This is a genomic window from Bacillus kalamii, assembly GCF_047238185.1.
In the GTDB taxonomy this organism is placed as follows: Bacteria; Bacillota; Bacilli; order Bacillales; family DSM-1321; genus Bacillus_AD.
Window position 1 is genome coordinate 1,965,824 of the sequence record NZ_JBDFMI010000001.1, and the last position, 12,425, is coordinate 1,978,248.

The following is a 12,425-nucleotide window of genomic DNA, read 5'->3' on the forward strand; positions in this document are numbered from 1 at the left end:
CTATTCCTCCTGGAAACAATATTCCTCTTTTAGTGTTACTCTCAGCATTCTCAATGCTTTGTATAGCCTGGTTTTTATGGTGTTTTGATTTATATCCAACACACTCGCGATTTCTTCCAGCTTTAAATCCTCAAAGAATTTGAGAATGACGATAATCCGGTACTTCTCGGGCAGTTCCGCCATGGCGTTTTCCAAGTCGATGTTTTCGTATGTGTCCTTCGTTCCAGGGCTATAAGATTGCAATGTGTCATCATCGACCACATCCACTCTTTTTTGTTTCCTCAAAAAGTCGATGGACGTGTTGACTACAATACGGTAAAGCCAGCTTTTCACGTATTCAGGCCGCTTTTTATTCTGAATGGCTACAATGGCTTTTTGTATGGAATCCTGCACGATATCCAATGCATCTTCTTTGTTTTTTACATAACTATAGGCTAGTCGGTACATGTTTTCCTTATGCTCTAGAACAAAAGGAATAAAGATTTCCTCCATATATGGATCTTTCATTTTGCAAAACCCCTTCTCGATCCCTCTCTCAAAATGATCACTGCTATATAATAAACGGACAGTATCTAAAAAAAGTTTTAAATTCGTTCTAAAGAAACGTTCATTCCTACACCTAGTATAATCTGAAACATGGGATGCATTCTGATTGGCAGGCACTCCCGTCTATAATCATAAAAGAGGAAAACGAACTGTACTGCTTACTATTTGGAAATAATATGAACAAAAAATCCCCCAGCCGCTATGGCTAAGGGATCATCTTTTTTATTTCATTATGTAGCGGCTTTGAAGTTTATCTTTATGCGCTCTAAAAATGTCCTCTAAAGGAATATCGTATTTATTGGCGATGACAATCACATTTCCGAGCACATCCCCTAATTCTTCAATCAGGTCCTGTTTTTGCTGAATGATGGTGCCTTCTTCTTCATCAGGACGGTCACGCCCTATTTCCAAAGCTCTGATTGCCCGAGCTACTTCACCAGTCTCTTCAGCCAAAAAGCCTATTCTGATAAAGATATCCAGTTCCGACCATCCCCGCTCGTTATAATAGTCCTTTACCCATTGTTGAAACTCTTTCAGTTCCATCCCCATTCTCCTTTGCCATCTTACTTTTTTAGAGTTACACTCCTATTCATTATAAGGCAGCCCGCTTATCTTGGGTGCGATCAATTACTTTTTTTGCCATGTATAGTACGGCGCCCAAAAGAAAATAAAACCACCAATGAAAAGTGACCTCAGGGCCAAAAGAAGGAATGGCTTTGCCGGCCGCAAAACTGAGAGCAAATAATACTGCACCGATCCCTCCCGAAAGCAGATAAGCTTTCACTTTATTTCGTCTATCCCTAAAAATGCTTTCCCGGATCACTTTGAAAATCATTATCACGCAAACCGCAATTATGAACAAAATGAAACCGATTTGCAGCAAACCGCTTCCCAAAAAGAAACGAACCTTAATAGGCGTTATGAATGGAAGAAGTAACAATACTGCTCCATTTATCAAGGAGAACAAGGAAAGCAGCATGAATACTTGCGAAGTGACAAAAAAGAGTACATCTCTCTTTTTTTCAGTTGGAAGGGCTGCAATTAGTTCATCAGCATATTGTTTTGGATAATTCCCAAATAGGGCTTTGCCCGAACCGCCTTCCCGCTGTGCATCCAGAAGATGATCGAGCAGATCCATCAGCAGCTCTTCCGCTGCCTGATCATCAATTCGGAGATCACTGCGGATATAGACAACAAATTCTTCATATAGTTGCTTGTTGTCAGGTAAAAGCAACTCCCTTTTTTCTTTATTCAATTGAACCAGATCGACCGTTTTCCTCATTTCACTCTTCCCTCCTTAATAATTTGCTCACCGGCGCTGCAATCAAGCACCACTCTTCTGATAAGTTTTCCAACTCATCTCTTCCTCGCTCAGTTAAATCATAATATTTCCGGTCTGGGCCGGATGGCGACGGCCTTAGTTCACTCGTAATCCATTGTTTTTTTTGCAGCCGTAATAAAATGGGATAAATGGTTCCCTCGCTTATTGAAGGCAGCCCTACTGATTTCAGCTTTCGGGACAGCTCATATCCATAAACCGGCTCCTCCTTGATTACAGCCATAACACAAGCATCCAATACCCCTTTCAGTAACTGGCTTCTGCTGTTGCCCATGATTCACCCGCCTCTATTTGGTTATACAAGATAGTAAAAGTCAAGAGAACTACTTTGTTATACAAGATAGTTATAATTAGTATATGGAATTCATTTTTATATGTCAACCTGTCTGAAGGAATGGCTAATTATATGGTCAACGGGAAGAAAAATAGCCTTTACCTGGTTAGTAACGTACATTTTTGGGAAAAGAGACATAAGCAATCTCTTAATGGAAACCACCAAACGGTCTCCTAGGAGGAATTACGAAAGGTGTGAATAATCTTTATGCACAAATTAATCCTTTTTTCAAAAGAATTAAGCTTAAAAATGAAAGAAGATAGGGCAACTGGATTGGCAGCAGAACAATCCTATTATTATACATTGGCCATATTTCCAATGATGATCCTTATTTTATCAGTGATCCCTTATTTATCTTTAACTTCAGATCAGGTTATTTCAGCAATGGAAAAACTGATGCCTGGTCAAACCGTTTCCTTATTGGAAGATAATATATTAAAAATTGTTGAGAATCGGAATGGCGGAATCTTGACTTTCGGTATTTTGGCCACATTATGGTCGGCAAGCAAGGGAATGAATTCATTTATCCATAGTTCAAATATTTCCTTTGAAGTAAAGGAATCGCGAAGCTTCATTAAATCGAAACTCATCTCCGTTCTGTTAACAATAGGATTAATCGCCGCTTTTATTATTGTGCTGGTTCTTCCTGTATTCGGGAATGTTCTTATCGAAGCAATCGAAAAATTAACGCCGCTTTCCTCTGAAGCACATCTACTATTCAGTATACTGCGTTGGATTGTGGCAGTGGCTGTCATGGTGATCATATTGGCGTTCCTTTATTTCTTCGCCCCTGATAAACGGTATCCATTCAAGCACGTCTTACCGGGCGCTTTCATCGGGACTGTGCTGTGGTTAGTTCTGTCATTGGCGTTCTCATTCTATGTAACGCATTTCTCCAATTATGCATCCACATACGGAAGCTTAGGGGGAGTCATTGTACTCATGCTTTGGCTTTATTTCACCGGACTTGTTTTTGTCATAGGAGGAGAAATCAATGCTTTATTATATAAGCACAAAATCCTTGATCGAACCGAGAAGGTCCATTATAACCAAACCCGCTACGCCAATGAGCAGAAGCTAACATAATGAAAAGAAGCACGTGAAGGGAGGCTATTTATTATAGCCTCCCTTCTCCATGGTTCTTCTTGTAATCCTCAGGCGTATACCATTTGAAAAGAATCCGTTTCTCCATTATTAATTAAAACAATGGTATCAAAAGCTTGAATAGTACGTTTTGTAATTTTGAAAAAAGACTGTTCTCCGCCACTTATATGACTAGTGGATGTATAAGCTATCACGAGTTTCCTATCTTTTATATGGAAAGAAAAATTGTCATAGTGAACGACTTTACTATTAAAAAGAAGATAACTATTATTTTCATCCATATTAAACAGGGAAATCCCCTCTTCTATACCAGTAGTATGTAAATTTGGATAAAGGTTATTCATTTTTTCTTGTTCGAATGCTAATTCCTTAATCGTAATATGCTCATTCTCCACTGCCTTGTTCAGCATTTTAAAGTCACCTACATTTTCGGAATAACTGCAGCCCGCCAATACTAATAAAAAAAGGAACAACAGCTTATTCCTTTTCATTCCCCTCACCACCCTTTTACATATATTACCACACATCCCTTTTGTCTGTATGTTTATGTCATATATCATTCAACAATAGGCCAAAATCCATCCTCCACACGTTTCCATCTTTTGTATGTTATACTAATTGTCAGAACATTACATATAAAGGAAGGGGAATGGAATCATGAAGGAAGCTGTTTGGTTCCCGGATGAAAAGGTAAAAAAGACCCGCCTATACCGCTGGATGAATCAACTCGGATTTGGGGATTACGACGATTTTTTCGAAAAATCGATTGCCGATATCCAATGGTTTTGGAGTGAAGCAGAACAATTGCTTGATTTAAAATGGCACAGAAAATATGAAAGCGCTTTAACAATTGAAGAAGATTGGATGTATCCGCAATGGTTCAGGAATGGCCAGATGAATATCGTCACGAATGTCCTTGGAAAATGGGCGTCACATCCTGAAACCGCTGGCAATACGGCCCTTATTTGGGAGGGCGACCAAGAACAGAACCATTGCCGTTTTTCATTTGCCGAGCTGCAAAAAGAAGTAAATAGGGCTGCCGCCGCCTTTAAAGGAATCGGCATGGAAAAAGGGGATATTGCTACGATTTATATGCCGATGATACCCGAAACAGTTATCAGCATGCTTGCTTTAGCGAAAATAGGATGCATATTTTCCCCAGTCTTCTCCGGGTATGGAGCAGAAGCAGTTGCCACCAGAATAGATGCCGCCAAGTCCAAATACCTCATCACCGCACAATCCTACTATCGGCGCGGCAAAAAAATCAATATGATGCAAGAAGCCGGCAAAGCTGCAGCAGCCTGTGCAAGTATCCAAAGGGTAATTATCGCCAACTGTGACCAAGACAGCCAATTGGACCCTGAACGGGACATCCCATGGCACTCATTTCCGCAAACATTTACTAAAGTCGAAACAGAACAAATGGACAGCAACGATCCTCTCATGATTTTATACACCTCCGGAACGACAGGAAAACCAAAGGGAGCCGTTCACACCCATACCGGTTTTCCTGTGAAGGCTGCACTGGATGCAGCTCTCTGCATGGACGTTACAAAAGGCGATACTTTATTCTGGTATAGCGATATGGGTTGGATGATGGGGCCATTCATGGTTTTTGGAGGACTCGTAAATGGAGCGGCGATACTGCTTTTCGAGGGTGTACCGGACTATCCTTCGCATGACAGGCTATGGAAGATTTGCGACCAGCAGCATGTTACCCAACTGGGCATCTCTCCTACTCTCGTCCGCTCACTCATGACACATGGCCCGGAAGCCATACAACATCATAACCTTACCCGCCTGAAAGCAATCGGTTCTACCGGAGAACCATGGAATCCCGATCCATGGATGTGGTTGTTCACTCATGTGTGCAAGCGAAAAATACCTATCATTAATTATTCCGGCGGAACAGAGATTTCCGGTGGAATACTCGGCAATGTCATGCTTAAGCCGATCACTCCAATAACCTTTAATTCTCCTCTTCCCGGCATGGATGTGGATGTTTATTCGCCTGAAGCTCAACCTGTTGTGGATGAAGTCGGCGAATTAGTTATTAAACAGCCTTGGGTCGGCATGACAGCGGGCTTTTGGAAAGAAAATGACCGATTTGAACAAGCATACTGGAATGTGTTCCCCAAAACTTGGGTTCATGGTGATTGGGTCATTCGCGACGGGCAAGGGTATTGGACCATAACCGGAAGATCGGATGATATTTTGAATGTTGCCGGCAAACGATTAGGACCGGCAGAAATGGAATCCATTCTGGTCGAACATCCGAACGTCATTGAAAGCGCATGTATCGGAGTGCCTCATGAGATAAAAGGTGAAACAGCACTTTGCTTCGCCGTTGTTAATCACCCTGTTCCACTCGATAGTTTAAAAGAAGAATTAGAGAAAGCGGTTGCCTATTCGCTGGGTAAAGCATTGAAGCCATCACAGATCCATTTTGTTGATCAACTGCCGAAAACAAGGAATGGAAAAGTGATGCGCAGAATGATTAAAGCCGCATATCTTCACCAGCCTACTGGAGATCTTTCAGCACTGGACAATCCTGATTCACTGCGTGCTATAGCCGCTTTGAATGCTGATATGTCACATTCGGAATAACAACATAGAATATTGTAACCTTACTATAGAAGGAAGCGGTATCTATGATTTTCTTGACTCTACTCTGCCTTACTGCCATATATATGGCTTTCAAAAAAAACACTGGGCGAAAACGTAAAATCCTGCTTTTCATAGGCGTCACCACCATTGTATTGCTGTCTTTCATTATCGGATTTTCATCGGGTTTTGCCTTTATCCTTGTCTACGATGATGGTTTTGCCGGAATTGCTGGCGCCTATTTAGGCTGGTTGGCCAGCTGCATAGCCGGAATCATCATGATCCTCATTGGCATGTTTATGAAAGACAAGAATAGACATATATAAAACAGCATGCATACAATACGTGTATGGGAGGATGGAGTGTATGGTCATAATCGGTATAGTTCCGTATTTGGTTGTATTCACGTTAACAATCGTCCTCTTAATAGGAATTGCCTATTATGCATTCGCCTACCATGTTAGCAGGAAAAAGAAAACTCTCCTTTTATCAGGAGTTGCCACCATCCTATTCATATCGCCGTTAATTGCGTACCTTGTCAACCATCTTTATATACTCTATTTGGTTAACGCTTTTAAATACGAAACAGCTAATAGGAACAGTATATTTGCCTTCTTCATTTGCTTAGCAGTCGGCCTTTTCTTAGTTTGTGCAGGACTTTTCTCTAAGAAACGAAAGGTATCATAAAAGAAGAACATATAAAAGACAGAAGAGAAAATTCACTTCCCTTCTGTCTTTTTATGTGGCAATCGCCCTGAAGAATTCTGTTTTATTGCAAAGATGACCCCTCTTGCGATAAACCCTAAAACAAACATTACCATTAAAAAATCGGAAAGTGGATCTACGACCAAATGGAAGGTTGAAGTATCCCCATTTAAGAATGTATTGGCTAAAATTTGATATATAGCATACAAGTAAATGAAAGCCCAATGTATATATTTAGCCCATTTAGTCATTTTAACCATCTTTTTTTCTTTTTCACCAGAAGCGGCCGTTTTCGAATCCATTACATCCTCCTACATTTATGAATGAACAGTACACTCTAACTATATAATCGGGAATGGCCATGTACAACTCTCACTTTATTCTTTTATTTCTATAAAATGGGACAAATTATAAAAAAAGCCATTGTGGATAGCGTCATTCTACATTGCCGTACCAACAATGGCTTCTTTTTATATTCTTTTACCAGGTAAATCGTCCGTCACATATGTCCCTGCAATGAAATCATGGATTGCTCGATGATCCTTTCTGAGCCCGACCATAAACGCACTGATGATGAATCCAATACCGAATGTCAGTATGTAGACGAGCGAAGAGACAACAAGTCTTAAGAGCATAGTTCCAATCCCGACTTTTCGTCCATCCACTCTGGCAATCCGTATGCCGACAATTCTTTTTCCCACTGTATAACCGAACCATACAATCGGTAAAATGAAGGAAATGAGAAAATCAATGAAACTAGCCAGATCGCTTTCATCCCAATCACCGGTAAATAAATAACTGATGATTGTCAGCGGAAGTGTAATAATGACACCATCCAAAATCATCGCCAATAATCGTTTCCAAAAACCTACTGTATTATGCATAATATCCCTCCTCAAACACATAGTAGTGTAGCATAATTATGTAACTAATGTATAAAAATTGAATTATCTATTTATCAGCTCTTTATATACCTGAAATTGGCAATTATGTTACAGTAATGGTAAGGAGGAGATTCTGCATGAATGATAATATTGGTGATATCCTTTTTCAGCTGCTAATCCTGTTATTCATTATTTCTATGATCATTGCCCTAATCAGCCTCTTCCGCAAACAAACAACAAACAAGCATAACGCTGCTGCCCTGGACAAAAAAATGGATAGAATCATTGAATTGCTAGAAAAAAAGCAGCAGTGATCAACACATGTACTAGCGTTGTTTCTTGGCAATAAGAATAGATCAATAGAGATATTCAACAAAAAACTCCCTAACTGTACTCTCTATCCTTCAAGATGTATGAGTATGAGTAAGGGAGTTTTTTTATTTTTATCAAAAATGCCAAAAACATTAGTTATTGATGAATGGTTATATAGCCAAGAAAAAGTCTCGGTCGAAATCTTGCTGCCTTAATGTTGGCCCCTCTGTTTGAACCATTTTAGCAGCTACCTTATTGGCAATTGAGCATGCCTGTATATCATTATATCCTAAGGACAAAGCTGCCATAATGGCCGCTACATGGCTGTCTCCCGCACCGATTGTGTCGACCGCAGCCGCAGATTCCCCTTCGATTCTCATCATTTCACAGCCATCATAAAACAGTGTACCTTCCGCACCAAGTGTCACAAATAGTTTATTTTGACTATGATTGAATAACTGCTGAACTGCAGACTCTATCTCAGTCTGACCGGTGAATAATTGCGCTTCCCTTTCATTTAAATGGACGATCGGATGAAGGGCACAAATTCTTTCCATCAACTCTTTATCGATTGATTGTATGACAGGGCCAGGAGCAAAGAAGAGCCGCTTATCAGCTTGCTTTTCAAGCCATTCCACAATGGATGCAGCACCATCGCTGCACATCTGGTACCCATCGAAATAGATATTTTCATAGTCGCTTCCCATAATAGTCTCAAGCCATTCTTTCTTAAAATGTCCCTCGATGCCTAACGTCGTTATGAACGTTCTTTCCCCATCATCTTCAACGAGGCATAGGCATTGCCCATTATCCATCTCAGGATCATAGATGAGAATCTGATGGCCATTTTCCTCAATGCCCTTTCTAACAATGGAAGCATTCATTCCCTCGCCAACAGGAACTAACAAACTGTATTCAACGTTAAATCCGCGCAAGATATTGGCCACGTTGAAGGCACAGCCGCCAACGGTTACATGTTTACCGCTGCAGTATATGTCACCGCCTTTTTCAGGCAATTTAGGTATTCGCATAATGATATCCACTACTGCTGCTCCAATAAGTAAGGATTTCACGTCATTACCCCCTCGCGCCCATTAATGAATCGATATATAACCCAAAGTCCGTATCATTCTCTTTCTCTAATACTTCGATATAGTCTTCTCTTATCTTATCCACGCCTGTAAAAGCACCGCATACAGCTGTCGCCATTGCTCCGATCGTATCTGTATCGCCCGCCAGATTGGCGCACAATAATGAACATGAATTGGCATCTTGCGCATAATATGCAATAGCAAGGGCTGCAGGCACTGATTCACTGATGTTGACGCCAGCTCCTATCAAATCATAGATGCTATCCAAGAAGTCAACATCATTTCCTTTATGTTCATCGGCCAGTTGAATGCCCAGTCTGGTTCGAGCTGTTAAGGAAGGGCTATATGTTTCCGCACCAAGAATTCTAGCGATAGGCTCTATTGCATAGGCATCCTCCAAAACGGTTTGAAAATCAGCATTCACAATAGCCGATGAAACAGCCATCGCTATCATAGCTGCACCAGCAATAGTGATGTCACTTGTGTGGGTAACCTGTGAAACATCATACACATAGTTCGCTAGCTTTTCTTTTTCTTCCGGATGAAACAAACAGCCGATCGGGGCGATTCGCATAGCCGAACCATTCGAAAGTGCTTGATCAGTAAATGTCTTCGCGTCTTTGTTTTCACGAAAAGACTGAAGTGCCACCTTTGAAGTCGGACCGAGAATATTATTCTCAAAGGCGTTCTCTTTATCTGCCCATTCAAGCAATTTTTCTGCTATATGAGCGGGAACCGGTTTAAAACCCGTTGCCATCAATGAATCCAGTATAACAAGTGCTTGCCCAGTATCGTCCGTAAATTGGCCGCGCGTATAATTGCAGGCTACTTCATTTTCCTTCGGTCCATCCAAAAAGCATTCTATTTTACCAAAATAATTTCTGACCCGATTTCTGCCCCATAGCTCCGATGGCATGCCCATCGCATCGCCAAGTGCCATCCCATATAAAGCTCCAGCCATTTTATTCTTCATCTATTCTCACCTCAAAACAATTTCAATACAACTTGTAATAACAGCTTGCACTCGTATTGTATTCGCTTACAAATATTATGTCAATATATCATTATAAGAGGATGGTTTGGTATACTATTGTTTAACAATACATATTGAGGTTAAAACAATGGAAAACCACTTACCAAAATACGAATTAATCAAACAAGATATGATACAGAAAATAAACAACAATGAATGGAAACCGCATCAGGTCATCCCTTCGGAAAACAAACTGTGTAAAGACTATGGTGTCAGTAGAGTGACCATACGGAAAACCATTGATGAACTTGTAAAAGACCATTATCTGTACAAACAAAAAGGAAAAGGAAGCTTTGTCTCATCTAATGATATACCACAAGGGCTGAGCACCATCCATAGTTACACAGAAATGATTTCTTTGCGAGGTAAAACAGCTTCGAAACAATTGCTCTCACAGCAAGTGACAAAGCCATCCAAACAAATGGCGGACCGATTGAATATGAGCGAGGAGGAAGATGTTTTTGTGATTGAAAGCCTCTATTTTGCGGATGATGAGCCACTATGCATCAATACATCCATCCTTCCTTGCAAGCTGTTTCCTAAATTGGATTATTTCGATGTCGGCAAAAACTCGCTTTACACCATTTTAAAAGAGTTTTATCAATTGAACATGACAAAAGCCTCACAATTTATCACGGCAGAAAACGGAAATGATCGAATCTGTTCCCTTCTTGGCTGCAGCAAAAACCATCCGTTATTAAAACTGAACGCAACCTCTTTTAGCATAAAAGAGGGCAAAGAAATACCGTTTGAACTATATGAAACCTATTTAAAAAGCGATGTCATCGGCTATTTTGCGGAAAATTATAACAGGTGAAAGCAGTGCATCCAGCATTGCTTTTTTATTATTCTATTAAATGAAAAATTAGTAGGTTTTAAATAAACTCCATGTATCATCCTGAACCTGATCAATCAAAGTTAGAAAATAACAATATCTATTCCCACCCAGGCAGGAATCCCGCTACCTTTTCTCCTTATGAATAACCACTTTATTTTTAACCAATAATTGTAATAACCCATACCCCATCAAAGCACCAGTAAAGGAACTAATTGAAAAAGCGGGAATTAGCCCAAATATGGTACTCTCCTTTCCAAGCAATAGTGTTGACAGCGGATATGTGGCCACCGCTCCGATAATCCGCGTCCTAACTACTTCACCAAGTGCAGCATTCCCTACTTTCTTTGTCTTAGAAAACAAAACGCCTGCCAGAAAGGCTCCTATCATACTGCCGGGATATGCGAAGAAATTACCTGTTCCCATTACATTTCGAAACATGAATGAAAGAAATGCCTGTACCAGTCCATACCAAGGCCCGATAAGGACAGCTGACAGCATATTGGCCCAAATGCTGGATCGGAAAAATCTTTGCGAAGCCAACGGGAATATAAATAAAGCTGGTCGATATACTGATCAATGCTGCTATTAAAGCCGTAAGTGTCATTTTTTCCGTTTTTTCCATCTAAATCCCCTTACTTTTACCTTGATGTCAATAAATATACCGCTCTCCTTATGAGGACAGCGGCACATGAGAAAAATAACATTCCCTCCGAAAACTACTTTCCTAACCCAGTGCTAACTGGATCAGGTGCAAAGGGTCCATCTTAGCCATACGGCGCCCCCAGTAGAACAGATATGAAGTTTTGCGGCAAAGAAATCTTTATTAATGCGTCATTTTTCCCAGTAAAGATATCAGCTTTGCAACACAGATATGACCAAATCAACCATCATGATAATATATAACGATTATCTTGATGGTATCATCCTCCTACTACTTCTCAAAAAAACAAGGGGGGAACATTTTATATACTAGTTCTTAACCGACTTTTTTCGATTTACGGCAAAACAATCGGAGTCTCTTTATGGATTGATAAGGATTACTAAAAATGATACGATTCGTATATAAAATTACACAAAATGGAAAAAGGAGTTTTTATGAAATTGAAAATAGTGTTGTACAGTTTCATGATTGGTATTATTTTGTTAGCAGCGGTATCCATTTTCCGTTCTGAATCTGATAAAGGGGATCATTCTTCCGAAGTCTCAGTTGTTAAGCAAAAGAAAAAAGAAAAAAAGGAGCCGTATACTGTCACTGTACAGAATGATGCCATAGGAGATTATGGAGCAATAAAGGCTCCAGAATTAGCGAGTTATATAGATAACAAGTTCGGTGCTGAATGGAAAATGTATTTTCAATCCCCAAACAAAATGGAAGCATTGATATTTCAATTAGTAAACCAAGGGGATATTGCATTCGACTTTAAACTCTTTGATCCTAATGATAAGCTACTTTTCTTTCAATCTGTTTCGCCTGGTAAAAGATTAGTAGAGAGGCTCCTATTCCAACCTAATAGTGTTGTCGGACATTATCGTGTAGTAGCTACCACTGATAATGGCGGTCTCGGTGAAATCAGTTTTTCTTTAAAGCCTTTCTAGGCTGATATACCCTAACCCCTTATAAGCTCAGGAATCAAT

General features: G+C 40.1%; 16 protein-coding genes, 1 pseudogene and 1 riboswitch. Of the genes and pseudogenes, 7 read left to right on the plus strand and 10 right to left on the minus strand.

Annotated elements, in window-relative coordinates; all coding sequences use genetic code 11:
* The 4 genes from sigV to ABC357_RS09865 all read right to left on the minus strand — a co-directional run bounded on the left by sigV (window position 1) and on the right by ABC357_RS09865 (window position 2,159).
* Entirely contained in the window at window positions 1-507 is a 507-nt protein-coding gene (sigV, locus tag ABC357_RS09850; RefSeq protein ID WP_412887332.1) for an RNA polymerase sigma factor SigV, read from the minus strand.
* Window positions 508-768: 261 nt separating this feature from the next.
* Window positions 769-1,089 carry a MazG nucleotide pyrophosphohydrolase domain-containing protein gene (locus tag ABC357_RS09855; protein ID WP_412887333.1) on the minus strand — a complete coding sequence of 107 codons (321 nt, stop codon included), beginning with the start codon at window positions 1,087-1,089 and terminating at the stop codon, window positions 769-771.
* 49 nt (window positions 1,090-1,138) lie between these two features.
* Window positions 1,139-1,828, minus strand: a complete 690-nt coding sequence (locus ABC357_RS09860) for a DUF1129 family protein (protein ID WP_412887334.1) — start codon at window positions 1,826-1,828, stop codon at window positions 1,139-1,141.
* Between the two features lies 1 nt (window position 1,829).
* Window positions 1,830-2,159, minus strand: a complete 330-nt coding sequence (locus ABC357_RS09865; protein ID WP_412887335.1) for a PadR family transcriptional regulator — start codon at window positions 2,157-2,159, stop codon at window positions 1,830-1,832.
* A gap of 267 nt (window positions 2,160-2,426) precedes the next feature.
* On the opposite strand from ABC357_RS09865, the gene ABC357_RS09870 reads away from it, so the two are divergent.
* Window positions 2,427-3,305, plus strand: coding sequence for a YihY/virulence factor BrkB family protein (locus tag ABC357_RS09870; RefSeq protein ID WP_412887336.1), 879 nt, complete (start codon window positions 2,427-2,429; stop codon window positions 3,303-3,305).
* 68 nt (window positions 3,306-3,373) lie between these two features.
* On the opposite strand, the gene ABC357_RS09875 is transcribed toward ABC357_RS09870, so the two are convergent.
* A complete protein-coding gene (locus tag ABC357_RS09875) occupies window positions 3,374-3,814 on the minus strand; it encodes a hypothetical protein (RefSeq protein WP_412887337.1) in 441 nt (146 codons plus the stop codon).
* A gap of 166 nt (window positions 3,815-3,980) precedes the next feature.
* Here ABC357_RS09875 and ABC357_RS09880 point away from each other — a divergent pair, with 166 nt between their 5' ends.
* The 3 genes from ABC357_RS09880 to ABC357_RS09890 are packed head-to-tail and all read left to right on the plus strand — an operon-like array spanning window position 3,981 to window position 6,614.
* On the plus strand, window positions 3,981-5,930 hold the full coding sequence (locus ABC357_RS09880) for an AMP-binding protein (RefSeq protein ID WP_412887338.1): 1,950 nt from the start codon (window positions 3,981-3,983) through the stop codon (window positions 5,928-5,930).
* 44 nt (window positions 5,931-5,974) lie between these two features.
* On the plus strand, window positions 5,975-6,253 hold the full coding sequence (locus ABC357_RS09885) for a hypothetical protein (protein WP_412887339.1): 279 nt from the start codon (window positions 5,975-5,977) through the stop codon (window positions 6,251-6,253).
* Window positions 6,254-6,293: 40 nt separating this feature from the next.
* Window positions 6,294-6,614 carry a hypothetical protein gene (locus tag ABC357_RS09890; RefSeq protein ID WP_412887340.1) on the plus strand — a complete coding sequence of 107 codons (321 nt, stop codon included), beginning with the start codon at window positions 6,294-6,296 and terminating at the stop codon, window positions 6,612-6,614.
* 32 nt (window positions 6,615-6,646) lie between these two features.
* Here ABC357_RS09890 and ABC357_RS09895 read toward each other — a convergent pair whose 3' ends face one another.
* Window positions 6,647-6,934 carry a hypothetical protein gene (locus ABC357_RS09895; protein WP_412887341.1) on the minus strand — a complete coding sequence of 96 codons (288 nt, stop codon included), beginning with the start codon at window positions 6,932-6,934 and terminating at the stop codon, window positions 6,647-6,649.
* A gap of 168 nt (window positions 6,935-7,102) precedes the next feature.
* Window positions 7,103-7,516, minus strand: a complete 414-nt coding sequence (locus ABC357_RS09900; protein ID WP_412887342.1) for an RDD family protein — start codon at window positions 7,514-7,516, stop codon at window positions 7,103-7,105.
* Between the two features lie 137 nt (window positions 7,517-7,653).
* Between ABC357_RS09900 and ABC357_RS09905 the strand changes: the two genes are divergently transcribed.
* On the plus strand, window positions 7,654-7,830 hold the full coding sequence (locus ABC357_RS09905; protein ID WP_412887343.1) for a DUF4083 family protein: 177 nt from the start codon (window positions 7,654-7,656) through the stop codon (window positions 7,828-7,830).
* A 168-nt stretch (window positions 7,831-7,998) separates the two neighbouring features.
* Here ABC357_RS09905 and ABC357_RS09910 read toward each other — a convergent pair whose 3' ends face one another.
* Complete coding sequence (locus ABC357_RS09910; RefSeq protein WP_412887344.1) at window positions 7,999-8,901, minus strand: PfkB family carbohydrate kinase; 903 nt, start codon at window positions 8,899-8,901, stop codon at window positions 7,999-8,001.
* A 4-nt stretch (window positions 8,902-8,905) separates the two neighbouring features.
* Window positions 8,906-9,892, minus strand: a complete 987-nt coding sequence (locus ABC357_RS09915) for an ADP-ribosylglycohydrolase family protein (protein ID WP_412887345.1) — start codon at window positions 9,890-9,892, stop codon at window positions 8,906-8,908.
* A gap of 148 nt (window positions 9,893-10,040) precedes the next feature.
* On the opposite strand from ABC357_RS09915, the gene ABC357_RS09920 reads away from it, so the two are divergent.
* Window positions 10,041-10,769 (plus strand): GntR family transcriptional regulator, encoded by a 729-nt coding sequence (locus ABC357_RS09920; protein WP_412887346.1) that lies wholly within the window; start codon window positions 10,041-10,043, stop codon window positions 10,767-10,769.
* Between the two features lie 144 nt (window positions 10,770-10,913).
* On the opposite strand, the pseudogene thiW reads toward ABC357_RS09920, so the two are convergent.
* Window positions 10,914-11,412, minus strand: a pseudogene (gene thiW, locus ABC357_RS09925) (energy coupling factor transporter S component ThiW).
* A gap of 82 nt (window positions 11,413-11,494) precedes the next feature.
* Window positions 11,495-11,583: riboswitch (TPP riboswitch) on the minus strand.
* Between the two features lie 302 nt (window positions 11,584-11,885).
* On the opposite strand from thiW, the gene ABC357_RS09930 reads away from it, so the two are divergent.
* Entirely contained in the window at window positions 11,886-12,386 is a 501-nt protein-coding gene (locus ABC357_RS09930) for a hypothetical protein (protein ID WP_412887347.1), read from the plus strand.
* Window positions 12,387-12,425 lie beyond the last annotated feature (39 nt).

Excerpts from the sequence above, each read along its gene's own strand:
- ABC357_RS09930 (WP_412887347.1), top strand. The coding sequence starts at position 11,886 with ATGAAATTGAAAATAGTGTTGTACAGTTTCATGATTGGTATTATTTTG.
- ABC357_RS09905 (WP_412887343.1), top strand. The coding sequence starts at position 7,654 with ATGAATGATAATATTGGTGATATCCTTTTTCAGCTGCTAATCCTGTTA.
- ABC357_RS09915 (WP_412887345.1), bottom strand. The coding sequence starts at position 9,892 with ATGAAGAATAAAATGGCTGGAGCTTTATATGGGATGGCACTTGGCGAT.
- ABC357_RS09870 (WP_412887336.1), top strand. The coding sequence starts at position 2,427 with ATGCACAAATTAATCCTTTTTTCAAAAGAATTAAGCTTAAAAATGAAA.
- ABC357_RS09920 (WP_412887346.1), top strand. The coding sequence starts at position 10,041 with ATGGAAAACCACTTACCAAAATACGAATTAATCAAACAAGATATGATA.
- ABC357_RS09885 (WP_412887339.1), top strand. The coding sequence starts at position 5,975 with ATGATTTTCTTGACTCTACTCTGCCTTACTGCCATATATATGGCTTTC.
- ABC357_RS09860 (WP_412887334.1), bottom strand. The coding sequence starts at position 1,828 with ATGAGGAAAACGGTCGATCTGGTTCAATTGAATAAAGAAAAAAGGGAG.
- ABC357_RS09875 (WP_412887337.1), bottom strand. The coding sequence starts at position 3,814 with ATGAAAAGGAATAAGCTGTTGTTCCTTTTTTTATTAGTATTGGCGGGC.
- ABC357_RS09900 (WP_412887342.1), bottom strand. The coding sequence starts at position 7,516 with ATGCATAATACAGTAGGTTTTTGGAAACGATTATTGGCGATGATTTTG.
- sigV (WP_412887332.1), bottom strand. The coding sequence starts at position 507 with ATGAAAGATCCATATATGGAGGAAATCTTTATTCCTTTTGTTCTAGAG.
- ABC357_RS09865 (WP_412887335.1), bottom strand. The coding sequence starts at position 2,159 with ATGGGCAACAGCAGAAGCCAGTTACTGAAAGGGGTATTGGATGCTTGT.
- ABC357_RS09895 (WP_412887341.1), bottom strand. The coding sequence starts at position 6,934 with ATGGATTCGAAAACGGCCGCTTCTGGTGAAAAAGAAAAAAAGATGGTT.
- ABC357_RS09880 (WP_412887338.1), top strand. The coding sequence starts at position 3,981 with ATGAAGGAAGCTGTTTGGTTCCCGGATGAAAAGGTAAAAAAGACCCGC.
- ABC357_RS09855 (WP_412887333.1), bottom strand. The coding sequence starts at position 1,089 with ATGGAACTGAAAGAGTTTCAACAATGGGTAAAGGACTATTATAACGAG.
- ABC357_RS09890 (WP_412887340.1), top strand. The coding sequence starts at position 6,294 with ATGGTCATAATCGGTATAGTTCCGTATTTGGTTGTATTCACGTTAACA.